General features: G+C 65.1%; 22 protein-coding genes and 1 other RNA gene. 12 read left to right on the top strand and 11 right to left on the bottom strand.

Annotation, left to right across the window (positions count from 1 at the left end; translation table 11 throughout):
* Positions 1 to 6 precede the first annotated feature (6 nt).
* Positions 7 to 1,365: an AmpG family muropeptide MFS transporter gene (locus M2332_RS05800; RefSeq protein ID WP_264570926.1), complete on the top strand. Its 1,359-nt coding sequence runs from the start codon at positions 7 to 9 to the stop codon at positions 1,363 to 1,365.
* Positions 1,366 to 1,374: 9 nt separating this feature from the next.
* Here M2332_RS05800 and M2332_RS05795 read toward each other — a convergent pair whose 3' ends face one another.
* The 10 genes from M2332_RS05795 to M2332_RS05750 all read right to left on the bottom strand — a co-directional run bounded on the left by M2332_RS05795 (position 1,375) and on the right by M2332_RS05750 (position 10,072).
* Positions 1,375 to 2,712, bottom strand: coding sequence for a bifunctional folylpolyglutamate synthase/dihydrofolate synthase (locus M2332_RS05795; protein WP_264573319.1), 1,338 nt, complete (start codon positions 2,710 to 2,712; stop codon positions 1,375 to 1,377).
* A gap of 110 nt (positions 2,713 to 2,822) precedes the next feature.
* Positions 2,823 to 3,677 (bottom strand): acetyl-CoA carboxylase, carboxyltransferase subunit beta, encoded by an 855-nt coding sequence (gene accD, locus M2332_RS05790; protein ID WP_264573318.1) that lies wholly within the window; start codon positions 3,675 to 3,677, stop codon positions 2,823 to 2,825.
* Entirely contained in the window at positions 3,674 to 4,483 is an 810-nt protein-coding gene (trpA, locus tag M2332_RS05785) for a tryptophan synthase subunit alpha (protein WP_264573317.1), read from the bottom strand. Before trpA ends, accD begins: the two co-directional genes overlap by 4 nt.
* The gene (gene trpB, locus M2332_RS05780) at positions 4,480 to 5,736 is read right to left on the bottom strand and encodes a tryptophan synthase subunit beta (RefSeq protein ID WP_264573316.1); all 1,257 of its coding nucleotides are present in this window, start codon (positions 5,734 to 5,736) and stop codon (positions 4,480 to 4,482) included. The genes trpA and trpB overlap by 4 nt, the downstream gene beginning before the upstream one ends.
* 216 nt (positions 5,737 to 5,952) lie before the next feature.
* Positions 5,953 to 6,564, bottom strand: coding sequence for a TIGR02281 family clan AA aspartic protease (locus M2332_RS05775; RefSeq protein WP_264573315.1), 612 nt, complete (start codon positions 6,562 to 6,564; stop codon positions 5,953 to 5,955).
* A gap of 67 nt (positions 6,565 to 6,631) precedes the next feature.
* Positions 6,632 to 7,276, bottom strand: coding sequence for a phosphoribosylanthranilate isomerase (locus M2332_RS05770; protein ID WP_264573314.1), 645 nt, complete (start codon positions 7,274 to 7,276; stop codon positions 6,632 to 6,634).
* Between the two features lie 96 nt (positions 7,277 to 7,372).
* The gene (locus M2332_RS05765; RefSeq protein ID WP_264574904.1) at positions 7,373 to 7,879 is read right to left on the bottom strand and encodes an NUDIX hydrolase; all 507 of its coding nucleotides are present in this window, start codon (positions 7,877 to 7,879) and stop codon (positions 7,373 to 7,375) included.
* Between the two features lie 44 nt (positions 7,880 to 7,923).
* Positions 7,924 to 8,589 (bottom strand): TPM domain-containing protein, encoded by a 666-nt coding sequence (locus tag M2332_RS05760; RefSeq protein ID WP_264573313.1) that lies wholly within the window; start codon positions 8,587 to 8,589, stop codon positions 7,924 to 7,926.
* 17 nt (positions 8,590 to 8,606) lie between these two features.
* Entirely contained in the window at positions 8,607 to 9,410 is an 804-nt protein-coding gene (locus M2332_RS05755; protein ID WP_264574903.1) for a TPM domain-containing protein, read from the bottom strand.
* A 44-nt stretch (positions 9,411 to 9,454) separates the two neighbouring features.
* Entirely contained in the window at positions 9,455 to 10,072 is a 618-nt protein-coding gene (locus tag M2332_RS05750) for a LemA family protein (protein WP_181560247.1), read from the bottom strand.
* 143 nt (positions 10,073 to 10,215) lie between these two features.
* Between M2332_RS05750 and mscL the strand changes: the two genes are divergently transcribed.
* From mscL to M2332_RS05720, 6 genes are all read left to right on the top strand, one after another.
* Complete coding sequence (mscL, locus tag M2332_RS05745) at positions 10,216 to 10,644, top strand: large conductance mechanosensitive channel protein MscL (RefSeq protein ID WP_264573312.1); 429 nt, start codon at positions 10,216 to 10,218, stop codon at positions 10,642 to 10,644.
* Positions 10,645 to 10,767: 123 nt separating this feature from the next.
* The gene (locus tag M2332_RS05740; protein WP_264572283.1) at positions 10,768 to 11,028 is read left to right on the top strand and encodes a hypothetical protein; all 261 of its coding nucleotides are present in this window, start codon (positions 10,768 to 10,770) and stop codon (positions 11,026 to 11,028) included.
* An 89-nt stretch (positions 11,029 to 11,117) separates the two neighbouring features.
* Positions 11,118 to 11,508, top strand: a transfer-messenger RNA (tmRNA) gene (gene ssrA / locus M2332_RS05735).
* A 270-nt stretch (positions 11,509 to 11,778) separates the two neighbouring features.
* Positions 11,779 to 12,135 (top strand): tetratricopeptide repeat protein, encoded by a 357-nt coding sequence (locus M2332_RS05730; RefSeq protein WP_181560245.1) that lies wholly within the window; start codon positions 11,779 to 11,781, stop codon positions 12,133 to 12,135.
* Positions 12,136 to 12,495: 360 nt separating this feature from the next.
* Complete coding sequence (locus M2332_RS05725) at positions 12,496 to 14,103, top strand: hypothetical protein (RefSeq protein ID WP_264573311.1); 1,608 nt, start codon at positions 12,496 to 12,498, stop codon at positions 14,101 to 14,103.
* 80 nt (positions 14,104 to 14,183) lie between these two features.
* Positions 14,184 to 16,829: a TonB-dependent receptor domain-containing protein gene (locus M2332_RS05720; RefSeq protein ID WP_264573310.1), complete on the top strand. Its 2,646-nt coding sequence runs from the start codon at positions 14,184 to 14,186 to the stop codon at positions 16,827 to 16,829.
* A gap of 96 nt (positions 16,830 to 16,925) precedes the next feature.
* On the opposite strand, the gene M2332_RS05715 is transcribed toward M2332_RS05720, so the two are convergent.
* Complete coding sequence (locus M2332_RS05715; RefSeq protein WP_181560242.1) at positions 16,926 to 17,552, bottom strand: prolyl hydroxylase family protein; 627 nt, start codon at positions 17,550 to 17,552, stop codon at positions 16,926 to 16,928.
* Positions 17,553 to 17,753: 201 nt separating this feature from the next.
* Here M2332_RS05715 and M2332_RS05710 point away from each other — a divergent pair, with 201 nt between their 5' ends.
* The 5 genes from M2332_RS05710 to gspG are packed head-to-tail and all read left to right on the top strand — an operon-like array spanning position 17,754 to position 24,188.
* Entirely contained in the window at positions 17,754 to 18,620 is an 867-nt protein-coding gene (locus tag M2332_RS05710) for a type II secretion system protein N (RefSeq protein WP_264573309.1), read from the top strand.
* Positions 18,617 to 20,794, top strand: a complete 2,178-nt coding sequence (gspD, locus tag M2332_RS05705; protein ID WP_264573308.1) for a type II secretion system secretin GspD — start codon at positions 18,617 to 18,619, stop codon at positions 20,792 to 20,794. Before M2332_RS05710 ends, gspD begins: the two co-directional genes overlap by 4 nt.
* Complete coding sequence (gspE, locus tag M2332_RS05700) at positions 20,791 to 22,404, top strand: type II secretion system ATPase GspE (RefSeq protein ID WP_264573307.1); 1,614 nt, start codon at positions 20,791 to 20,793, stop codon at positions 22,402 to 22,404. The genes gspD and gspE overlap by 4 nt, the downstream gene beginning before the upstream one ends.
* Before the next feature lie 23 nt (positions 22,405 to 22,427).
* A complete protein-coding gene (gene gspF, locus M2332_RS05695) occupies positions 22,428 to 23,675 on the top strand; it encodes a type II secretion system inner membrane protein GspF (protein ID WP_264573306.1) in 1,248 nt (415 codons plus the stop codon).
* Positions 23,676 to 23,678: 3 nt separating this feature from the next.
* Positions 23,679 to 24,188: a type II secretion system major pseudopilin GspG gene (gene gspG, locus M2332_RS05690; protein ID WP_181560238.1), complete on the top strand. Its 510-nt coding sequence runs from the start codon at positions 23,679 to 23,681 to the stop codon at positions 24,186 to 24,188.
* The last annotated feature ends 2 nt before the right edge of the window (positions 24,189 to 24,190 follow it).

The raw sequence follows: 24,190 nt of genomic DNA, 5'->3' as shown, positions 1-24,190 counted from the left end.
GTGTGCATGTCGCAGACCCTCATATTCGCCGTGATTGTCGGTGCAGTCGTGGCGAGCGGCTTCTTCGTTCCAAGCTTTCGTCCCTATTTGCGGCCCATGCCGTTCGTCGCGTTCCTGCTCGGCATATCGAGCGGCTTTCCGCTGACGCTGCTGCTGGCGACCATGACCTTCTGGCTCTCCAAGGTCGGCATCGACAAGTCCACGATCGGCTTCGCTATCGGCCTGACGACCCCCTACACGCTCAAATTCCTGTGGGCGCCTCTTGTCGACAAGGTGCCGCTGCCTGTGCTCACCCGCTTGTTCGGGCAGCGGCGCGCGTGGCTGTTCTTCATTCAGGCGCTGCTGTTTGGCGCGATCTGGCAACTGGGCGCCAGCGATCCGGCGACCGATCTGGCGCGCTTTGCGCTCTGGGCCATCGCCGTCGCCTTCCTCTCCGCCACGCAGGACATCGTGATCGATGCCTATCGCATCGAAATCCTGAGCGAGCAGGAACTGCCGCACGGTACGGCGATGAACCAGTTCGGCTATCGCACCGGCAATCTGCTGGCCGGCGCTGGGACGATCTTCCTCGCCTCCACTGAAGGCGCCGGGCTGGGTTGGGCCGTCGCCTATGGCATCACTGCCTTTTGCGTGCTCCCGGCAGCGATTGGCGCGCTGCTGGCGGGGCCGGGGCGCTATGTGGAGCACCGCGCGGTCCGCGAAGGGCTGGCGATGGGCGACTGGCTCAAGGAGACCATCGTCAATCCGTTCCGTGAGTTCCTCTCCCGCCACGGCGCCTTTCTCGTCCTGGGCTTCGTGCTGATCTACAAGATCGGCGATGCCATGGGGCAGGTGATGCTGGCGCCGATGATCGTCGAGCTGGGCTTTACCGACACCGAATATGTCACCGTCAACAAGTTCGTCGGCTTTGCCGCGCTGATTGCCGGGTCGGCGCTGGGCGCACCGTTCATCGCCCGGCTGGGCATGGGGCGTGCTTTGTTCGTCTCCGGTGCGATGATGATGCTCTCCAACCTGCTGTTCTGCGCGCTGGCCGTGGCCGGACATTCGACGCCGATGCTCGCGCTGGCGGTGGGGACGGAGAATTTCACCAGCGGCATCGGCCTGACGGTGTTCGTCACCTATCTGTCCGGCCTGTCGAGCCTGGCTTATACCGCGACGCAGTTTGCTTTGCTCTCATCCTTCGCCGCAGTCGGCCGGACATGGCTCTCGACGCCTTCGGGCTATCTCGCCGAGGGGCTGGGCTGGGTCGGTTTCTGGGCGTTCACCGTCGTGGCAGCGATCCCGGGCATGATCCTGCTCTGGATCATGTGGACGAAAGGCTTCGTGGTGGAGTCCGTTAGACAGCCCAGCACGCAGGACGATTAGCGACGCGCCTCAGACCGGCGGCTGGTTGTTCGCGACCAGCACCTGCCCGGCCAGATAGAGCGTACCCGCCATCAGGACCGTGCGTCGCGGTCCGGCGGCGACATCCGTCAGCGCCTCCTGGATCGTGGTGAAGCTACGATGCGGCACCTCCCAGGCACGGGCAACTTGCGCGAAGACCTCCGGCCCGTGATGCTCATGGCCGGGCACCGGCACGGAGCGGATCGAGCGGATCAAGGGGCGGAGCGGCTTGAGGAAGCCGGCGACGTCCTTGTTCGAGAGCATGCCGATGATCAGGTCGATGCCCTCATCGGCCAGATGGCTTTCCGTCAGCGCATCGGCCAGCGCCTTGCCGGCATCGGGATTATGCCCGCCATCGAGCATCAGCGTCCGCCCGGGCAGCATCGCGTTGAGCGGACCGCCTTCCAGACGCTGCATGCGCGCGGGCCAGTGCGCCCAGAGCGGTGCGGCGCGCAGCGCGGCCTCGGGCAGGGGCACCGCCTGCTGGTGACGGAGCATCGCAATGGCGAGGCCCATATTGGAAATCTGGTGGGCGCCGTGGAGGCGGGGCATCGGCAATTCGATGCGCCCGGCTTCGTCGCGATAATGCAACTGTCCCTGATATTCGGCGATGTCCCAGCTCCGCCCGCGCGGCAGATGCGCGGCACCCACCTTGTCGGCCACGCGGGCGATCGTGGCGTTCATCGCCGGGCGATAATGCTGGGTGACCAATGGCGCCCCGGCCTTGGCGATGCCGGCCTTCTCAAAGGCGATGCGGCTCAGCGGGTCTTCCGGCACGTCATGGTCCGGCGCGAGCAGGAAGCTCTCATGGTCGATCGCCAGCGAGGCGATACCGCAGGCGACCGGCGACTGTATCACGTTCGTCGCGTCCAGCCGTCCGCCTAAGCCGACCTCGATCACGCAGGCATCCGCCGGCACGGTGGCGAACAGCATGAAAGCTGCGGCGGTGGTGATCTCGAAGAAGCTGGCGTTCAGATCGCCGCCGATGTCGAGCACCTGCTCCAGCGCGCGGGCGAGCGTGTCATCGTCGATCAACGTACCGGCGAGGCGAATGCGCTCGTTGAACCGCACGAGATGGGGGGAGGTGAAGACATGGACGCTCTTGCCGTCCGCTTCCAGCGCCGCGCGCAGATAGGCGCAGGTCGATCCCTTGCCGTTGGTGCCGGCCACATGGAAGACCGGCGGCATCTCCAGATGCGGGTTGCCCAGCCGGCGGACGAGTTCGCTGATACGCTCCAGCCCCAGCACGTCACGGCCGGGCGAAAGCGCCATCAGGCGATCGAGTTGTGCCTGCACAGCAGGGTGGTCGGAAACGGCGTGGTCAGCCATCGCAAGGCCTCTGGGTCAGGTACCGCCCGGCCTGCTTGCCGGGAGACCCGCCCTGCTGCGCAGGTCGGCGAGTCCTCAGGCAGGCGCGGACGGGACGGAAATCGGTGGTTTTATGCCGCTTGCTTCGTCGTCAGATAGCCGATCGTCTTGGCCAGCGTCGCCTTCATTTCCTTGCGATGCGTCACCATGTCAATCATGCCGTGTGCGAGCAGATATTCGGCCCGCTGGAAGCCCTCGGGCAGCTTCTCGCGGATGGTGTTCTCGATCACGCGGGCACCGGCGAAGGCGATCAGCGCATTGGGCTCGGCAATCTGCACGTCGCCCAGCATCGCATAGCTGGCGGTGACGCCCCCGGTGGTTGGATCGGTCAGCACCACGATGTAGGGCAGGCCAGCCGCGCGCAGTTGCTGCACGGCGACGGTGGCGCGGGGCATCTGCATCAGCGAGAGGATGCCCTCCTGCATCCGCGCGCCACCAGCGGCTGTGAAGATCACATAAGGGCAGGACTGGCGCACGGCTTCCTGCACGCCCGCGACCAAGGCCGCGCCAACTGCCGTGCCCATCGAGCCGCCCATGAAGGCGAAGTTCTGCACGCCGACAACAGCCGGCTGGCCCTCGATCCGGCCGGAGGCATTGATCAGCGCATCCTGGTCGCCGGTCTGCGCGCGGGCGGCCTTCAGGCGATCAGTGTAGCGCTTGGAATCGCGGAACTTGAGCGGGTCTTCCTTGACCACCGGTGCGGGCAGGATGTGAATCGTGCCCTCATCGAAGATGTGCGCGAAGCGGGTGTGCGGGCCGATCCGGCCATGATGGTCGCAACGCGGGCACACCGAGAGATTCTCGTCCCATTCCTTCTGGAAGATCATCTGGCCGCAGCTCGTGCATTTGTGCCAGAGATTGTCCGGTGTCTCGGCCTTCTTGGCGATGAAGGGCAGGGCATTGCGAACGCGGTTCAGCCAGCTCATGCGGCTTTCTCCTTCTGATTGAGCGCGGCGCGCAGGGTCGCCACGAAGTCGCGGACCGGGCCAGCGGCCTGGGCGCCATGCTTGCCGACCAGCTCGACGATGGCCGAGCCGACGACGACCCCTTCAGCCACCGCGCCGATGGCGGCGGCCTGCTCGGGCGTGCGCACGCCGAAGCCAACGGCCACGGGCAGATCGGTTGCGGCCTTGAGCTTGGCGACGGCGGACTCGATGCTGGTCTGCGCTGCCTGCTGCAAGCCGGTGATGCCGGCGACGGACACATAATAGAGAAAGCCCGAGGCGCCCTCCAGCACGGCCGGCAGGCGCGCGGCATCCGTGGTCGGCGTCGCAAGGCGGATGAGCGAGACGCCGGCGCCGCGCAACGCCGGGCCAAGCTCGGCATCTTCCTCGGGCGGAATGTCGACGCAAATCACGCCATCGACGCCCGCCTTGGCGCATTCGGCGGCGAACCAGTCGGCGCCGCGTACGGTCATCGGGTTGGCATAGCCCATCAACACCAGCGGCGTCTCCGGATGGCGGGCCCGGAAGGCGGCGGCGATCTCGAAGATCTTCGCCGTGCTGATCCCCGCCGCCAGCGCGCGCAGATTGGCGGACTGAATGGCCTGCCCGTCCGCCATGGGATCAGTGAACGGCATCCCCAGCTCGATCACATCCGCGCCGCCCGCGACCAATGCATCGAGCACAGAGGCCGTGTCAGCAGGCGTCGGATCGCCGCCGGTGACGAAGGTGACGAGTGCGGCGCGCCCTTCTGAGCGGGTGCGGGCGAAGGTGGAGGTGAGGCGGTTCATATCTTCGCTCCCAGCGCCTGGGCGACGGTGAAGATGTCCTTGTCGCCGCGGCCGGAGACGTTGACGACGATCAGCTTGTCCTGCGGCATCGCCGTGGCTTCCGCCTCCAGCGCCGCGAGCGCGTGGGCGCTTTCGAGGGCGGGAATGATGCCTTCCTGCTGCGAGCAGAGCTGGAACGCGTCGAGTGCGGCCACATCCGTTACCGGCACATAGCGCACGCGGCCGCTCTCATGCAGCCAGCTGTGCTCGGGGCCGATGCCGGGATAATCGAGGCCCGCCGAGATCGAATGCGCCTCGGTGATCTGGCCGTCCTCGTCCTGCAGCAAATAGGTCTTGTTGCCGTGGAGGATGCCGGGCTTGCCGCCGGTGAGGCTGGCGGCGTGCTTGTCCGTATCGATGCCGTGGCCGGCTGCCTCGGTGCCGACCATCGCTACATCGGGATCATCGAGGAACGGGTGGAACATACCGATGGCGTTGGAGCCACCGCCCACGGCCGCGATCAGCAGATCGGGCAGGCGCCCTTCGGCAGCCAGCATCTGCTCGCGGGTTTCCCTGCCGATCACGCTCTGAAAGTCGCGCACCAGCTCTGGATAGGGGTGCGGACCTGCGGCGGTGCCAATGATGTAGAAGGTGTTCTCCACCGTCGCCACCCAGTCACGCAGCGCTTCATTCATTGCATCCTTGAGGCTTTGCGATCCGCTGGTGACGGGGCGCACTTCCGCGCCGAGCAGCTTCATGCGGAAGACGTTGGGCTGCTGCCGCTCGATGTCCTTGGCGCCCATGAAGATGGTGCACGGCAGGCCAAAGCGGGCACAAACGGTCGCCGTCGCCACGCCATGCTGGCCTGCGCCGGTCTCGGCGATGATCCGCGTCTTGCCCATGCGGATCGCGAGCAGGATCTGGCCGATGCAATTGTTGATCTTGTGCGCGCCAGTGTGATTGAGCTCCTCGCGCTTGAAATAGATCTTGGCGCCGAAACCGGGCTTGGCGCGCTCGCGATAATAAGCGGTCAGCCGTTCCGCGAAGTAGAGCGGCGAGGGGCGGCCGACATAATGCGTCATCAGGCCATTGAACTCGGCTTCGAAAGCCGGGTCTTCCTTGGCGGCGCGATACTCGCGCTCCAGGTCGAGGATGAGCGGCATCAGCGTCTCGGCCACATAACGGCCACCGAACTGGCCAAAATGGCCGCGCTCGTCGGGCAGGGCGCGCAAGGAATTGGGGCGGGAATTGGGGAGGGTGGTTGCAGCAGTCACTGTGCGTCTCTCTTGGTCACTGGGGTCGGGTCGCGTCGAAAGGGTCGAGCGATCAGCGCCATCGTGTCCCGATGCATCTGGCTATGGCAGGCAGTGTCATCATTCCCAACCGCTTTGCAGAAGGTCGCGGCCTTGTCCACCGCATTGACGCATTCGGCGGCTGGCCTTTGGGGCAGTTGCGCGAGCGGCGCCCGTTTTGCCCTCGGTCCTGATCCATCAGGCGGGCGGGGCGGGCACGAGGATCAGGGTTCGCTCCTCCACGCGCCAGGAGGCCAGTTGGGAGAGAAAGTTCATCCCCAGCACGTCAATGTCACCCAGCGCGGGGGATATCACGACCTTGAGATTTCGGGCTGTCAGCGGGCCGATCGCGAGGCGCTCGACCGTGCCCGTTTCCGCCTGCACCGTACCGTTCGCCGTCTGGAGCACGACCGGCAGCAGGCTGGCCCCGCGGGGCACGCCTGCGAGGTCCGCCGTCCCCGTGGACAGCGCTGTGACGGTGGCGCCGCTATCGATGAGCATCCGCCGGTCGACGCCATTGATTTGCGCTGTCGCCCAGAAATGGCCGTCGGGCGACATCCGGATGCGCACCTCGTCGCCCACGACTTGCTGAGAGTCGACGCCGAGCCGGCTGCTGAATCGGGACAGGGACGGGTCGAATGGCGCCTGCTGGAACAGCACGAACAAGGCAAACGCCAGCAAGGCGAACGAAAACAGGGCGCGCAAAGCCCGCCCCACATAGGGGATTTTGAAGATCAGAATGAGGATCAGCGCCGCACCGCCCGCATAGAGCGCAAGGTGAAGCCATTCGGGGTTGGTCGTCATCGGCATGAAAGCTCAACCGCAATCACGTGCATTCGATCCCGCACAGCGTCCGCGAACCGCCAGGGGGATCCAATCAGCCAGCCTGCGCCGCACGGCAAAAGTCAGAGATCTTGGCCACATCCTTGACGCCCGGCGCGCTCTCGATGCCGGAAGAGACATCCACCAGCGGCGCGCCAGTCAGGCGAATGGCATCGGCGACATTCTCCGCGTCCAGCCCGCCCGAGAGGCCCCAGGGCAGGGGCGGGCGATGGCCGGCGAGGAGGCGCCAATCAAAACGCAGGCCCATGCCGCCGGGCAGCACCGCGCCGTCGGGCGTCTTGGCATCGTAAAGCAGGAAGTCGGCCGCGCCGGCGAAAGCCGCACCGGTCGCGAGATCGCCGGCGGTCTTCACGGAGATGACTTTCCAGACCTCCAGCCCGGTGCGCTGGCGGATGGCCGCAGCCCGTTCCGGCGTCTCTCGTCCATGCAACTGGGCAATCTCCATGCCGCCGGCAGCGACCAGTGTATCGATCAGATCATCGCTCGGATCCACAAGAACACCCACCCGCTTCACATGGGCCGGCACCCGCGCGGCGATGAGGCTCACCCGATCGGGCGCGAGATAACGCGGGCTGGGCGGGAAATAATTAAGGCCGACATGGCTCGCGCCGCCCCGCACGGCCGCATCGATAGCTTCGGCGGTCTTGACCCCGCAAATCTTGATGGCGACCTTGGGCATGAACAATGGCATCCGGTTGGGTGTCGCCGGCGCTCGCAGCCGGTTGGCGGGCTAGGTAGGGGAGGATCGCTATCAGCGCAACGCAGCGGAACAGCCTCAGCGGATCATCGCGCCGCCGAGCAGCGTGAGTAGCTTTACGTCCACCGCATAGCCTTCCGCGCGGCGGCCTGCGATCCAGTCGGCGAAGCCGGCGAGCGGGACGCGGTGAACGCGGATGTCCTCGCCGGGAACGCCGCCGCCGTCGCCCACTTTCTCAAGATCGAAGGCGCGGAACAGGGTGAAACTTTCCGAAACCATACCGGGCGAGCTCCAATATTCGCCCAGATCCTCCATGCGGCCTGCGCGATAGCCGGTTTCCTCCTCCAGTTCGCGCGCGGCCGCGAGGCCCGGCTCTTCGCCAGCCGACTCGTCGCCCACCAGCCCGGCGGGCAGTTCGATGCAGCGCCGCCCGAGGGGGACGCGAAACTGGTCGACCAGCAGAATATGGCGCCCGTCCGTGCCCTCATCCATGGCGATGATGACGGCGGCGCGGATGCCGCGAGCGCGCGAGACATATTCCCACCGCCCGCGCCTCTTGGCGGTAATGAACCGGCCCTCCCACATGGCTTCCTCGGGGAAGCGGAACTCGTCTTCAGGGGTGGCGTCGCTCACAGTTCGATCGGCCGATCCGGCAACTCATTGGGATTGTCGGCGCTCTTGGGGCAATGTTCGGCAAGGATGAGGCCGGCCTTCTCGATGGCGAGCGCCATGCCTTGCGCGATGCGCCCGGCGCGCACTTCGTCGATCATCGCAGCCATTGCTTCGCCCCAGACTTCCGGCGACACGCGCGAGGCGATGGCTTCGTCTGCCACGATTTCCGCGCGATGCTCATCCAGCGAGAGGTAGAGCAACATGCCCGTAAGGCGGCGGGTCCGCGCCTCGGCCGAAGTACGGAACAGCAGCAGAGCGCGCCGCCGCACCCGCCGCGATTTGGTCGCGCCGGGCGTCGCCAGCATCCGCAGCGCTGGGATCGCCAGCAGATAGCGCATCACGAGGAAGTGCAGGCACATCTGCCCGAACATCAGCAGGTAGAGCAGGTGTCGCGGCAACTCATGATGCCAGCCGCCGGTCAGGCCGATCAAGGCACGCTCATAGGCTGCGGGGAAGGCGGCAGCAATCAGCGGCACCAGCAGCACGAACAGCAAGGACCAGTGCAGCCCGACATCATGATAGGCATCCGAGCGGCGCGCGACGATGGTCACGATCTCCGCGTCTGTCTTCAGTTCAGCCTTCGCCACAGCATCGGTGACGATGCGATGATCGGCCTCGCTCATGGAAATCCGCCTGCCCATCACCAGCCTCCGCTCGCGCCGCCGCCGCCGAAGCTGCCACCACCGCCGGAAAATCCGCCACCGCCGCCCCAGCCACCGCCGCCACCCCAGCCGCCGCCATCATTGTCGCGACTGTTGAGCGCGCTGCGAATGGCCGCTTCCGCCCCCCAGATGATGATGGGGTGGATGCCGCCGCGATAGCGCCGGCCGCCGCGCAACCGCCCGAAAATGGGCAGCACGACGAAGAACAATATGAAGATTGCGAGGAAGATCGCCGGCCCGAAGCCCTTGCCCGCCTGGCGCTTGTCCTGCTCGGCCGCGGCCGAGGCGAGCTTGCGCTGTTCTTCGGGCGGCAGTTCGAGAATGCGCACGATCTCGGCGACGCCCGCGCTGATGCCACCCGGAAAATCCCCATCGCGGAAGCGCGGCGTGATGACATCGCGGATGATGCGGCCGGATAGCGCATCGGTCAGGATCGGCTCCAGACCATAGCCGACCTGAATGGTCAGCCGGCGCTCGTTCGGCGCGACCAGCAACAACACGCCGCTGTTGGTGTCCTTCTCGCCGATGCCCCAGGCGCGACCAAGCCGATAGCCATAATCGCTGATCTCATAGCCATTGAGGTCCGGCACGGTCGCCACGACCAGCTGGCGCCCGGTGGTTTTTTCCAACGTTTCGGATTGCTGGGTAAGGGCTGCCTCTGTGGCGGGGTCGAGAATGTCGGCGCCGTCCACCACCCGCCCCGTCAGCGCGGGAAAGCTCTGGGCAAGCGCCGCATCCGGCCGCAGCATGAGCAGCGCGACCAGCACCAGCATAAAGCGCATCAGCGCCGGCACGATGGCCGGCGCGACAGGGCGGTGGGAACGGGTCAATTGCCGTTGAACATCGCGCCGACATCCGGCGTGGTGTCAGCGCCGGCCTTGGCCTCGAAGGGCGTCAGCGGCTTGGCGCCATGGATCAGCTTGGCGCCGATCATCTCCGGGAAGGTGCGGATGCGCGTGTTATAATCCTGCACCGCGAGATTATAGTCGCGGATCGAGATGTTGATGCGGTTTTCCGTGCCCTCAAGCTGGGTCATCAGGTCCGCGAAGCGCTCCTGACTCTTGAGGTCGGGATAGCGCTCGACGGTGACAAGCAGGCGGGAGAGGGCGCCGCTCACATTGTTCTGCGCGGCCTGAAACGCCTGGACCTTGGCCGGGTCGCTCAGTTGATCTGCAGTGACCTGCACCTGCGTCGCGGACGCGCGGGCACTGATCACGCCTTCCAGCGTCTCTCGCTCGATCTGCGCGGAATTGCGCGCGACGGCGACGAGATTGGGAATAAGATCGGCCCGGCGCTGATAAGCCGCCTGCACGTCAGCCCATTTGGCCTTGGCATTTTCCTCGGCGGTGGGCACCGAATTGATGCCGCAGGCCGCCAGCGCCAGCGGCAAGGCAAGCAGCAGAAACATGCGCAGTGCTTTGAATGGCGATGAAAGCGTGGCCATGGCGGTCTGTCCCCTCATAAGGCGGTGTATCGCTTGAGTGATACGCTAAATAGGGTGTTGATTGCCCGCCCGCAACGGGCTTAGCTGCCCCGCATCATCCAAATCCATCATCAGCAGCCCGCAGACGGCAGGGGAGAAACACGATGCTGACCGAATTCAAAGCCTTCATCGCACGGGGCAATGTCCTCGATCTCGCCGTGGGCGTCATCATCGGCGCAGCCTTCGGCGCCATCGTCAGTTCGGTGACGGACGATCTCATCATGCCGATCATCGGCGCGTTGCTCGGCGGCCTGGATTTCTCCAACTACTTCGTTCCGCTGGCCGCCGTCCCCGACGGGACGGAGCCCACGCTGGAGGCCATGAAGGCTGCGGCGGTGCCGGTGTTCGCTTATGGCTCGTTCATCACGGCGGTGATCAAGTTCTTCATTCTGGCGTTCGTCATTTTCCTGATCGTGCGGCAGGCCAACCGCTTCTTCGTTAAGAAAAAAGCGGAGGAAGTTGCAGCGCCCGCTGGCCCCTCTGAGGTCGATCTTCTCAAGGAAATCCGCGACGTTCTGAAGGCGAAGCCCTGATCGGTCCGTCGCATTGGGGTGAACGAAAGGTTGCCGAGCCGGGAACCTTTGTCGCTGCGGGGGTTTTGTTTGCAGTCTCGTGACAGATGGCGGGACCTAACAGGAGACAGACGCGTGAAACCCATGATGATCCTTGCCGCTGCAGGCGTAGCCCTGACGCTGGCCGCATGCGATTCCAAGGAAGCGCAGAACGTCGAAGATGCCTATGACAACCGGGCGGACGCGATTGACAACCAGGCTGACCAGCTTGAGCAGGCGAGCGACCACATGAACGGCGCTGCTGAAGACCGCGCGGAAAACGCCGTGGATCGTCTTGAAAATCGTGCGGATGCCGTGCGGAACATGGGCGACGAGAAGGCTGACGCGATCGACGCGGCCAAGTGAATTGCCAATTGATCTGAACGCTCGCTGAGCGTTTGGTTCGACCGGCCCGGCATAGTCCACAGGGATTATGCCGGGCTGTTTGCGTCTGCGGGCTTCTCAACCGCGAATTGATCCCTATATGAGGATCTGCCGGCTTGTCCGGCTATGGCGATAAACTGCGGCGTGTAATAGGCGCAGCGGACCCGGGGGCGGTACCCGGCGGCTCCACCAGAAGTGGCTCTTCCTTTCAGGAAGAACTGTTCCTGACGGGGCCGAACTAGGATCGACGTGTGTTGAAAAACGCTGTTTTTGCCCGGGCTGAGTAACCCGTTCAAGGCTCAAAACCCATAAGTGCCAACGATAACGAAGCACTTGCTCTTGCAGCGTAATTGAGGGCCTCACGGCCTGACATTACCCTAACAGAACGCGGTTGGACCGAACCGGGCAACAGAATCGGATTCCAGCGGCACGGGGAGCGCCGGGCAACAGAAGCTCCCCACCTCAGCCCTTCTCGCACAGCTTTTGAAGACCCGACTTCTTTGGGGCGCTGCTTCGCGCGGTTCTGGCGTTTCGCGCCCAAGCGTCGCTGCAAAGCCCAGAATCATGAATATTACAGAATTATGACAAAATGTTACTCTCGTACGTACATACAAAAAATCATGACTATCCTTATGATTTTGTTAATTTAAAAATTTTTGTTCGAATATTGATAGCGAGTCATAAAACTGAAATACTCTCGGTAAGATTTCAAAAGATACGAGAGGAATTGTCATGAATTTCAAGATTTTGATTGCAGGAGGCGCCGCGCTCGCGGCACTGGGCTGCACAGGCGCGATCGCTCAGACCGGCGGCGCCACGGGCAGCTATGCCGCCACCGCCATTTCTGCCGGAAATCTGGACGAAGCCGAGCGCTTGCTGCAGCCGGCCAGCATGACCGATGCTGCGGATCCCGCGCGGCTCATCAACATCGCGACGGTCTATGCGCGCACGCAGCGCAAGGCTGAGGCGCGCGAGGCGCTGATGCGCGTTCAGTCGCTGCCCGCCGAGCAGCTCGATCTGGCCGATGGCGCCAGCTATTCGAGCCACGCCGTCGCCCGCACCCTGCTGGCGCGCCTCGATCAGCATTGAGGCCGATCCGGCTTCCGGCCGGACATCATCCCGAAAAGGTGCGCGGACGCAGGTCTTGCGCACCTTTTTCTATTGAGGGGTACGGCGCGCCCGCCACCGGCAGCTCCAATGCCGTACGTCCTCCCGCTTCCGAAAGTTGGGCCGATCTTCGCGGCCTCGTCCATGTGGTCGGTCGCTGCCCCAAGCCCCTGCAATAAAACTGACATGAATCCGTCACGCGGATGACGCGGGGATTGCATCCCGCTGTCACACTCATCGCCTAGCTGCCGCGCCGAGGGCGCAAGGGGGACTTCACAGAGTCGCTACTCCCGTTGGCCGTCCTGCAATCGAAATCCGGAACATCCGGCAGCGGAGACGACGATGAAACTGATCAATCGGACTATCAACTTCATGCTGGCAGGCGTAGCCCTGCCGCTGCTCGCCGGTTGCGGTGCGCAGGATATCGCGTCACCGGGCACGGGCGGCAATGTCATCGTCAACCCGACACCCACCCCGTCGCCGACGCCCACACCTACGCCGACAACGAGCGTGACGCCGGCTGCCGGGTGCCCCACGATTGCAGATCCGCAGGGACTGACCGACGCAGGCACGATCACGGGCTCCACGGGCACCTGGCGCGTTTGCAGCCTTCCGGCACAAATTCGTGCGAACGTGACTTTGCCCAAGCTCGCCGGCCTGCTGTATCAGCTCCCCGGGCGAGTCGATGTCGGTTGCGATCGCGGTCCTTCGGATGCGCTGGTCCCCTCCGGCTGCACGATCCCCGCGGTTACGCTGACGATCGAGCCTGGCGTGATCGTCTATGGCGGCACCGGCGTCTCCTGGCTGGCGGTCAATCGCGGCAACAAGATCAACGCTGTCGGCACCGTCGCAAAGCCGATCATTTTCACCAGCCGCGACAATGTGCTTGGTCTGAATGACGACTCCAAGTCGGGTCAGTGGGGCGGCGTTGTGCTGCTCGGCCGTGCGCCGACCACCGATTGCGCCATCGGCGGCGCGACCCCGGGCTCCAATGATTGCTATCGTCAGACCGAGGGCGCGGCTGACCCGGCCTATTTCGGCGGTCAGATCGTGGCGGATAACAGCGGTACGATGCGTTACGTCCAGATCCGCTACTCTGGTTATGTGCTGGGCGCGAACTCGGAGCTCCAGTCGCTCACGCTGGGCGGTGTCGGCTCGGCCACGACCCTCGATCACATCCAGAGCCACAACAGCTCGGACGATGCGGTCGAAGCTTTCGGTGGCGTGGTGAATATGAAGCACTTCGTGTCGACGGGCGCTGAGGACGACATCCTCGACACTGACACGGGCGTGAAGGCGAACATCCAGTTCGTCCTCGGCATCCACCGCGCTGGCGGCGGCGCCGGCGACTCGTTCATCGAGGCGGACAGCGACAATGCCTTCACCACCAACACGCCGCGCCAGAACACCAAGGTGTCCAACGCCACGTTCATCGGTCGTTCGACGGCCAACAGCAACGGCGCGCTAGTCTACATCCGTGGTGCGGCCGACTACACGCTGGTCAACAGCATCGTCATCAGCCCGAACTTCCCCTGCCTCGGCATCAGCCAGGCGGCGACGGCTTCTGCCACGGTCGATGCCGCAACCGACGAAGCCGGCGCGCCCGTTTTCCGCTCGGTGCAGATGCAGTGCCCGTCCAGCGGTGCCTTCTTCGGGAAGAACAGCGTGACGGCGGCTGACGTGCAGGCCATCTTCCAGGCCGGCACAAACAATAGCGCAGCCTATACCCCGTCGCTGGTGAGCGTGTTCGTCAACGGCATCACCGAGAATGGCGTCAGCGCCTTCGACGTGACGACCCTCGGCTCCTTCTTCACGGCGGTGAACTACATCGGCGCGGTGAAGGACGCCAATGACAGCTGGTACCAGGGTTGGACCTGCAATTCCGGCACGGCGACCTTTGACAACGGCTCGGACACCACCCGCGCCTGCACGTCGCTGCCGACCGCCTGACACAATAGATGACAATGGAGGCGGGTGGATGCGCAGCGCACCCGCCCGCCTCTCTCCACAGTGATTTAAGGGGACTATCGATGGTGACGCCGCTCCGTTTCGCGGGTCTGCTGCTCGTGACAACCGCATTGACCGCATCCGCCGCCTGGGCTCAGGACATGGATGCCGCGCAGACCGCCGACGGCGCGAGCGAAGCGGCGGCTGCACCCGCCGATGCCGCAGAGGTTTCCATTCCCGGCGGCGGCGACATCATCGTCACCGGCCGTCGCGGCGCGAACATCGAGCGATCGGCACCCGCCGTCGTCTCCTTGCTCTCGGCCGAAGCGATTGCCCGCACCGGTGAGGGCGACATTGCCGGCGCCCTCGGGCGCGTGACCGGGCTTAGCGTGGTCGGCAACGGCTATGTCTATGTGCGCGGTCTGGGCGATCGCTACTCGCTGGCGCTGCTCAACGGCTCGCCATTGCCGAGCCCGGAGCCGCTCAAGCGCGTCGTTCCGCTCGATCTCTTCCCGACCAGCCTCGTCGCCTCGTCGCTGGTGCAGAAGAGCTATTCGGCCAATTTCCCCGGCGAGTTCGGTGGCGGCGTGATCAACCTCACGACCCGCGCGATCCCGGATGACTCCTTCCTCAGCATCTCGGGCGGGCTCAGCTTCAACAGCGAGACCACGGGTCGCCTGGGCTATACCTATTATGGCTCGCGCACCGACTGGTCGGGCTTTGACAATGGCGCGCGCGATACGCCGCCGGCGCTGGCCCAGTTTTTCGCCAGCGGCGCCAAGATCAGCGACGTGGGCGTCGATCAGGCAGCCATCATCGGCCAGATCGCAAACGGCCGGAACGCCATCGTCCAGCGCAACTTCAACATGCCGCCGAGCGGCAGCGTGGCGTTGAGCGCCGGCACCAGCCTGGATCTTGGCGGGTCGACGCTCGGCGTCATTGCCAGCGCCGGCTGGAGCAGCAAGTGGCGCACGCGCGACATTCTCCAGCAGTCAGCCGCCAGCCTGGACCTGTCGCAGCTCGGAAGCGATTTCCACACGGTCGCGACCGACAACCGCGTGGTCGTCAACGGCCTGCTCGGCTTTGGCCTGGAATTTGGCGAGCAGAAGCTGCGCTGGACCAACCTCTACATTCGCGACACGATCAAGCAGGCGCGGCTCTCCAACGGCCAGATCGCGGCGTCCGCCGGGTTCGATTTCCTCAATCAGGATACCGCCTGGTATGAGCGCCAGCTCATCAACACCCAGTTGGTTGGCGAGCTGCGCTTTGGCGAGCTGAAGGTCGATCTGCGCGGCAGCTACGCCAATTCGCAGCGCGAGGCGCCCTACGAGCTCGGCTTCACCTATGTCCGCACCAACGCGCCGACCAGCATCGATCCGTTCGGCGATCAGTACATCAACCGCCTGAGCGGGCAGGTGGGTACGGCCAACTTCTCCTTCTCGGACCTAAATGAGAACCTGCTCTCGGGCGGGATCGACCTGTCCTACCCGCTGCTGTCGACTGTGCGGGCGACTGTGGGCTATGCCTATATGAAGACGATCCGCACCTCCGAGCGGCGCGACTTCCGCATCCAGGCGCCGGGCAGCTTCCCGGCTGGCGTTGGTGCGCTCCGTCCCGATCTGTTGCTGGACGGCGACCTCGCAAAATATTTCGGCTACCAGCTCTTCGAGACGACCGAGACCGATCCGGCCTTCCGCGCCCGCATGAAAGTGCATGGCGCCTATGGCCAGATCCAGGCGACGCTCATGGACGGCCTCGATCTCAACGCCGGCGTTCGCTACGAGCGTGGTTTTGAAGCGGTGCGGCCGATCCAGGTGTTCAGCGTTCCGAGCAGTTCCAATGCCTCGACGGGTCTCAAGAAGGACTATTGGCTCCCCACCGCCACGCTCACTTACGCGTTCGGCGATATGCAGGTGCGCGCCAATGCCTCCAAGACCATCGCCCGCCCGCAGTTCCGCGAGTTGATCTTCCAATCCTATTACGATCCGGAGACCAACACGTCCTTCCAGGGCAATCCGCTGCTGGTCGATAGCGAATTGTTCAACGCCGAGTTGCGCTACGAATGGTATTTCGCGCGGGATCAGCGCATCTCGCTGGCGGGCTTCTACAAGAAGATCGACCGCCCGATCGAGACCTATATCTCGCCCGTCGGCGACAACAGCTTCACCACCAGCTTTGCCAACGCGCCCAAGGCCAATCTCTACGGCGTCGAGTTCGAGACGCAGAAATACTGGTCGCTGGGGGGCATGGCGCCGGACCGGCGCGTGGTGACGATCCTCAACTACACCTATTCGCGCTCAAAGCTGAAGGTGAAGGCGGACGATCAGGTGTTGATCTACGGCGTGCCACCGCAGGTCGCGACCAACGTGTTCCGCGATGGCGCGTCGCTGACCGGCCAGTCCGATCACCTGCTCAACATGCAGATCGGGCTCGAGGACACGTCGCGCCTTTCGCAGCAGACCTTCCTCATCAACTATGCCAGCCAGCGCGTGACGCGGCGCGGCTTCTCCGGCCAGCCGGACATTGTCGAGCAGCCGGGCTTCACGGTCGATTTCGTGGCGCGGCAGGGCATCCAGCTCGGCCGGGTTGAAAGCGAGCTGAAGCTGGAGGTGCGCAACATCACAGGCACCAAGTACAAGGAATTTCAGGATAACGGCGTGAATCGGGTCTACTACAATCTCTACAAGCCCGGCACGAGCGTCGAGGCATCGTTCAGCGTCAATTTCTGATCCGATTGACGCACCCATAGCGTGAACGAAGGAGGGCGGCCCCATGGTCGCCCTTTTTCGCGCGCGGGCTTGATCGGGATGGGGACCGCGCCGGGCTTACCCCGCCCAGATGCGCTCGCGATACCATTTCGTGATGATGTACTTCACGCCCGAGCGCACCTTCATGCCGTGATGGATGGTGGCCGGGTTCATTGTCCCGTCCGGCAGGCGATTGTTCCAGGCGACCAGCTTGCCGGTTTCCGGCTGGATCATCTTGTCGACCTGGGTGAAGCGCGTGGCGCCGCCGGCGGCGGGCTGGTTGAGATAGACCATCAACGTCCAGGTGCGGTTGCCCGAGCGACCGCAATAGCGCTCAAAATCCATGCCGCCCGGCTCGAAATAATCGGTATGCGCCTTGAATTCCTGACCCACGGCGTAGCGCTGCCCCTGCAATTGCTCGCCCTGCGCGGGATCGATGCCGCTATAGGCCGCGAGCTTGGCGTTGATCGCGGCGACGAAGGGGTCGCTATCCTCCAGATCGCAGGTCTCGCTGGTGCGGAAGGCTTCGTAGCCGAGATCATCGGCGATGGTGGAAGGCCGGCGGTTGGCTTCGATGCGATCGATCAGCCCTGCGCATTCGTCCGAATCGAGAAAACCCTTCTTCACGAACAGCGTGAGGTCGCGCCGAGGGAGGCGCTGAATGCCCGGCTGACCGGCAAGAAGAGGTGCGTCGAGCATCGACATGGCTGAACGGTGCGTCTAGCAACGGGAGCGGAGCTGGATCAACCGCTCCACGGCGATTATTTTTGCGGGGTAGACGGCGTCCGACCGGCCATTCAGCGCATCTCAGCGTCGGTTGTCATTTTTTGGTAACCATGGTGAAACGGATCAGTCATACACCGCGCATAGGCAGCGCTTGCTTTGCTGGAGGGCATCAAATCTAGGATGCGGTGGACCGATCTCATTCGGCGCGCGCGACAGGGCCGGCCCGCCGGTTCTTCCAGCCTCGGTCAATGGATCGAGGCGGTGCTGCTCGTCGTCCTCATTATTCAGATCACCCGGCTGCTCTGGGCGCTCGGCACGCCGGTTGGCCTGTTCGGCGACTGGCGCGCGCGTGAGCCCGTGCTCGTGTCCGCCGATGCGCGGAGCGCCCTGTTCGCCGGCTTCGATCCGTTCTTCCGCACCGGCGCGAGCGCGGGCGGTGGCGTGCAGCAAGTCACGTCCCTGCCGTTCCGCCTGTTCGGCATCCGTCTCAACGAGGCGTCGGGCCAGGGTTCGGCGATTATCGCCAATGAAGCGGGCGAGCAGGCCAGCTATGCGGTGGGCGATCAGATCGCCCCGGGCATCATCCTCAAGGCCGTGCAGTTCGATCATGTCGTCATCGAGCGCGGCGGTGTCGGCGAGACGCTCTACATCGATCAGTCCGGTGGCGACGCGCCCGTGGTGCCCGCGCCGCCGGCCGAGGGCGGCCCTGCCATGCCGCCGGAGATGACGACCGGCGCCGGCCCGCAGGCGCCTGCCGCGGCGTTGACGCCCGACTCGGTGATGAAGGCGGTTAACATGGCGCCGCGCAATCAGGACGGGAAAGTCACAGGCATCGTCCTCAACGCCGGCAGCGATAGCGGCGCACTATCACAGGTCGGCTTCCGGCCCGGCGACATCATCGTGCAGATCAACGGGCGGCCGGTCACATCCATGGGCGACATCGCCCAGTTGCAGGCGGCGCTCCGGCCCGGTGCGCGCCTGTCCCTCATGGTCGAGCGCGGTGCCTCCACCGTGCCCATCTCACTCAATCTTCCGGAACGCCAATGACCCTGCTTCCCAAATTCCGCCGTTTCGCCGGCAGCGCTATGATCGCGCTGCTGCTCGCCGTGCCGGCGGTCGGCCAGTTGACGCTGAATGTGCGGGATGCCGACGTGCGCGCCTTCATTCAGGATGCGGCGCGGGTGACCGGGCGCACCTTCATCATCGACAATCGGGTGCAGGGCAAGGTTTCGGTCGTGACGGACCGGCCGCTGTCGCGCTCGGAATATTTCGAGATTTTCCTTTCGACGCTGCGCGCCAACGGGCTGGTCGCCGTGCCTGCCGCGGGCGGTGCGTTCCGCATCCAGCCGGTCGAGGGCGCGGCGGGCCAGCCGGGGCAGGTGGGCCGGGCCGCTAACAGCAACCAGTTCGTGACGGAAGTCATCCGCCTGCGCTCCATCGACGCGCAATCGGCGCTGGAAACGCTGCGCCCGCTGGTGAGCCGCGATGGCTCGATCACCGCCAACCGCTCCGGCCGCTCCATCGTGGTGGCGGATTATGCCGACAATATCCGGCGCATCCGGCAGGTGCTCGCGCAGGTGGATACGGATGGATCGACCACGCAGCTCATCACGCTGAAAAATGCCGGCGCGCGTGAGATCGCCACCTCGCTGCAAGGTCTGCTCGCCGGTGAGGAAGGCGCGCCCTCCCGCGCCAGTATCGTCGCGATCGACAGTTCCAACAGCATCGCCCTGCGCGGTGACGCGACGACCGTGCAGCGCCTCGCCGCGATGGTGCGGGATATCGACGCGCGCGCCGCCTCGGGCACGGAAATTCGCGTCTACTGGCTGCAGCATGCCGATGCCGACAAGATGCTGCCGGTGCTGCAGCAACTGCTGGGTCAGGCCGGGGTGGTGTCGGAGACGCCGACCGCTTCGAATGCGCCCAGCGCGCCCGCCGGGGCTGGCAGCGCACCCGCGGCCCCCGCCGCCACACCGGCGAGCAGTTCGAGCGGGGGCGGCATCGGGCGCGGGCCCGCCGTCGTGACCCGCTACGAGGGCGCCAATGCGGTGATCGTCGCGGCCAATGGCGACACGCAGCGGATGCTTGGCGAAGTGATCCGCCAGCTCGATACCCGTCGCGATCAGGTGCTGGTCGAAGCGATCATCGTCGAAATCGGCGACAATGCCGCGCGGCAACTCGGCGTGCAGTTCCTTGTCGGCAGCACGTCGACCGGCTTTGCCGCGACGAACTATTCCAATGCCAGCCCGAACATCCTGACGCTGGCCGGCGCGCTTGCCGCCCGAAATCTGAGCCAGACGGAAACGGTGGTGGTGGCGCCCGATGGCACGCGCACCACGACGACCACGACCGAGAATAGCGGCCTTGCCAATCAGCTCCAGAGCGCGGCCGTCGATTCGCTGGCGGCGGCGCGCGGCGGCTTTGGCGGCATCGCGACGGAACTGGGCAGCAACGGCGTGTTCGGCGCGATCATCAACGCCGTCCAGTCGGATACCGAGAGCAACATCCTCTCGACGCCGCACATCACCACGCTCGATAACCAGCAGGCCAAGATGCTCGTCGGGCAGGAAGTGCCGGTTGCGACGGGCGAGGCGCTCAGCCCCAATTTCGATAACAAGTTCCGCACCGTGCAGCGGCAGAATGTCGGCATCATGCTCGACGTGACGCCGCAGATCAGCTCGGAAGGGACGATCAAGCTGTTCATCAAGCAGGAGGTCAGCAGCGTCGCCGGACCGGTCTCCAACAACAGCAGCGATCTCATCATCAACAAGCGCGAGTTCGAGACGACGGTTCTGGTCGATAATGGCGATATCCTCGCCATTGGCGGCCTGCTCGACGAGAATGAGCGCCGGACGATCGAGAAGATCCCGCTGCTGGGGGACATTCCCCTGATCGGTGAGCTGTTCAAGTCGCGCAGCCGGGCGAAGGCCAAGACCAACCTCATGGTCTTCATCCGCCCGACGATCCTCGGCAGTCGCGCCGATGCGCGCAAGATGACCGCCCAGCGCTATGGCTATATTCGCGGCCAGCAGATGCTCGCCAACCCGGATGTCGAGCCGTCCATCGATCAGCTCGTGCGCGAATATCTGGGCACGACGCCGCCGGTCGCCGAGCCCAAGCCCGGCGATCAGGTCGTCGACGGGCGGATCACAACCGGGCAGGAGGTGCGCTCCCAGCAGGTCGTGCGGCCCGGCGCAGTCAAGACGACGGACGTGCCATGAGCGAGCCCGAGCGCCCCGCTCAGGCCGAAGGCGCGCCCTTGCCGGTGCCGGCACTGGATGAACCCGCTGTGCCGGTGCAGGCATCTGACGAACCCGCACCGCTGGTTCACGAGACCTTGCCGGTCGATATTCCCTATGCCTTCGCGCGCAAGCATGGCGTGGTGCTGGTGGCGGACAAGGCCGATGCGGATGCCGCGCAGCCCCGCCTTGCCGTCGCGATGCGGGAGGGCGCCGATCCGCGCGTGCTGGTGGAGGTGCGCCGGCATCTTGCTCGCAGCTTCGATGTCTCGATCGTCAGCCAGAAGGATTTCGACAAGCATCTCTCCAACCATTACGCCATGGAAGGCTCGGCAGCGGCGATGGCCGGCTCGCTCGCCATGGGCGGCGACGATCTCGATTTCATCGCCGGCGACCTGCCGACCGCCGAGGATCTCCTCGACAGCGGCGACGACGCCCCGGCGATCCGCCTGATCAACGGCATTCTCGCCGAAGCGGCCCGGCAGGGCGTCAGCGATATTCATATCGAGCCTTACGAGACCGGCCTTGTCGTGCGGATGCGCATGGATGGCGTGCTGACCGAGACGTTGCGGATGCCGCCGCATGTCGCGCCGGTCGTCGTCAGCCGCATCAAGGTGATGGCGCGGCTGGACATTGCCGAGCGGCGCGTGCCGCAGGATGGCCGCATCGGCCTCACGCTAGGGGGCAAGCTGCTGGACGTGCGCGTCTCGACCTTGCCCAGCCGGGCGGGCGAGCGCGTCGTCATGCGTATCCTCGACAAGGAGAATGCCGGCATTTCGCTCGATGTGCTCGGGCTGGCCGGCACGGCCGATGGCGTCTTCCGTCGCGCGCTGGAGGAGCCGAACGGCATCATTCTCGTCACCGGCCCGACCGGCAGCGGCAAGACGACCACGCTCTATGCCGGCCTGCGCCAGCTGAATGACGGCAGCCGCAACATCCTCACGGTGGAGGACCCGGTGGAATATGCCATCGAGGGTGTCGGCCAGACGCAGGTCAATGCCAAGGTCGGCCTGACCTTCGCCGCCGGTCTGCGCGCCATTCTGCGCCAGGACCCCGATGTGGTGATGGTCGGCGAAATTCGCGACCGGGAGACGGCGGAGATCGCGGTGCAAGCCTCGCTCACCGGTCACCTCGTGCTCTCGACCGTTCACACCAATGATGCGGTGGGCGCGATCACCCGGATGCGCGACATGAAGGTGGAGCCATTCCTGCTTGCCTCAACGCTGCGCGCGGTCATCGCCCAGCGGCTGGTGCGGCGGCTGTGCCCGCACTGCCGCGAGCAGGTGCCGGCGGACAAGTCAGTCAGCGCGCTACTCGGCATTGACGAGGGCACGTTGATCTATCGCCCGCGCGGCTGCGACCAGTGCGGCAATAGCGGCTATAAGGGCCGCATCGGCGTGTTTGAGGCCATTCGCGTCGATGAGACGATCCGCCGGATGATCAACGAGGGCGGCGATGAATCGCGCATTGCCCGCCACGCCTATCTCAATGCCCCCAATCTGATTTCCGCAGCGCGGGCGCTGGTGCTGAGCGGCGAGACGAGCGCGGAAGAAGCGATCCGCATCTCGCGGCGTGAAGCGGTCGATGCCTGAAGTCGTGATGCCTGAGAACGGCCATGCCTGAGTTCGACTATGTCGTCATCGACGGCGCCGGGCGGGAGAAGCGCGGGCTGATCCGCGCGGAAACCGCCACCGATGCGCGCAGCGCGCTGGCGGCGAAGAAGCTGTTCGTGGTGCGCATCGGCGAGGGGCGGGGCTCCTCGGGTACCAAGGCCGAAGGCAAGGCCCGGCCGGCGCGCAGCCTGCTCAGCTTCGAGCGCAATCGGCTCTCAAACAAAGATCTCACCTTGTTCACGCGTCAGCTCTCCACGCTGGCGCAGGTCTCGCCGCTGGAAGAAGCGCTGCGCACGATCACCCGGCAGAGCGAGAAGCCCCATGTGCGCGAGATCGTCTCGCGGGTCCATCAGGGCGTGGTCGAGGGACGCACGCTGGGCGAGGCGATGGGCATGGACCCGCGCAGCTTCCCCGGCCTCTATCGCGCGATGATCGCAGCGGGGGAGCGCTCCGGCAGTCTTCCGATGCTTACCGAGCGGCTGGCGGTCTTGCTGGAACGGCAGGCCGTGATGCGCTCCAAGCTGCTGACGGCGCTGGCTTATCCGACCGTTCTCGCGGCGTTCGCGGTCATCGTCATCATTTCGCTCATGATCTTCGTGGTGCCGCTGGTGGTCGAACAGTTCGATACGCTGGGCCAGCAATTGCCGCTGCTCACGCGCATCGTGATGGGCATCTCGAATATGCTGGCAAGTTGGTGGTGGGCGATCCTCATCCTGTTGGTGGCGCTCGGCCTGATCGGCTGGCGGGCGCTCAAGAATGAGGATGTGCGCCTGCGTGCCGATGCGATGCTGCTTGGCGTGCCGTTCGTCGGCCGGCTGCTGCGCGATCTCCACGCCGCGCGCATGGCCCGCACGCTGGCGACGATGGTGCAGAGCCGCCTGCCGGTGATGGAAGGCCTCTCGCTCACCGTGCCGACCATCCACAACCGCGTGTTACGGGCCGCGACGAGCGAGATCGTGGAGTCGGTGCGCGGTGGCGGCAGCCTGTCCGCCGCGATGCGCCGTGCCGATGTATTCCCGCCGCTGCTCGTCTATCTCGCGGCCAGCGGCGAAAGCGCCGGCCAGCTCGACCTGATGCTGGAGCGCGCCGCCGAATATCTGGAGCGCGAGTTCGACAGCTTTACCGCTGCGGCGCTCTCCATGCTGGAGCCGCTGATCATCATCCTCATGGGTGGTATCGTGGCGATCATCATCCTCTCGATTCTGCTGCCGATCATGCAGCTGCAGAATCTCACCGGTGCCGGAGTCTGACTCATGAAGTTCGCGCGTTTTCTCGCTTCCTCCCTCCGCCGCAAGGCACGGCGGTCGCGATCCTTCGGGCCGGCCCTGCGGGGGCCGCAGCGGCCGAGCGAGCAGGGCTTCACGCTCATCGAGCTGCTGGTGGTGATCGTCATCATCGGCCTGCTCGGCACCATCGTGGCGATCAATGTGTTCGGCGCGCTCGGCACCAGCAATGTCGCCAAGGCCAAGGCCGATATTTCCGTCATCGAATCGGCGCTGGAGCAGTATCGGCTGGATAACCTCACTTATCCCAGCACCAGCGATGGCCTGAATGCGCTCACCGCGCCGCCGCCGGGCCTGGCGCAGCCGGAGCGCTATCGCGTCGGCGGGTACGTCAAGAAGCTGCCGAACGATCCCTGGGGCAAGCCCTATCAATATGCCGCCCCCGGCCGTCGCGGCGCCTTCGACGTCTATTCGCTGGGCGCCGACGGCCAGACAGGAGGCGAGGGCGAGAATGCCGACATCTATTCGAGCGATCTTTAAGG

Origin of the sequence: Sphingobium sp. B11D3A (assembly GCF_025961695.1) — a bacterium.
Classification (GTDB): domain Bacteria; phylum Pseudomonadota; class Alphaproteobacteria; order Sphingomonadales; family Sphingomonadaceae; genus Sphingobium.
The sequence above is the reverse complement of the archived record's forward strand: the minus strand, read 5'-3'. Positions and strand labels throughout refer to the sequence as shown.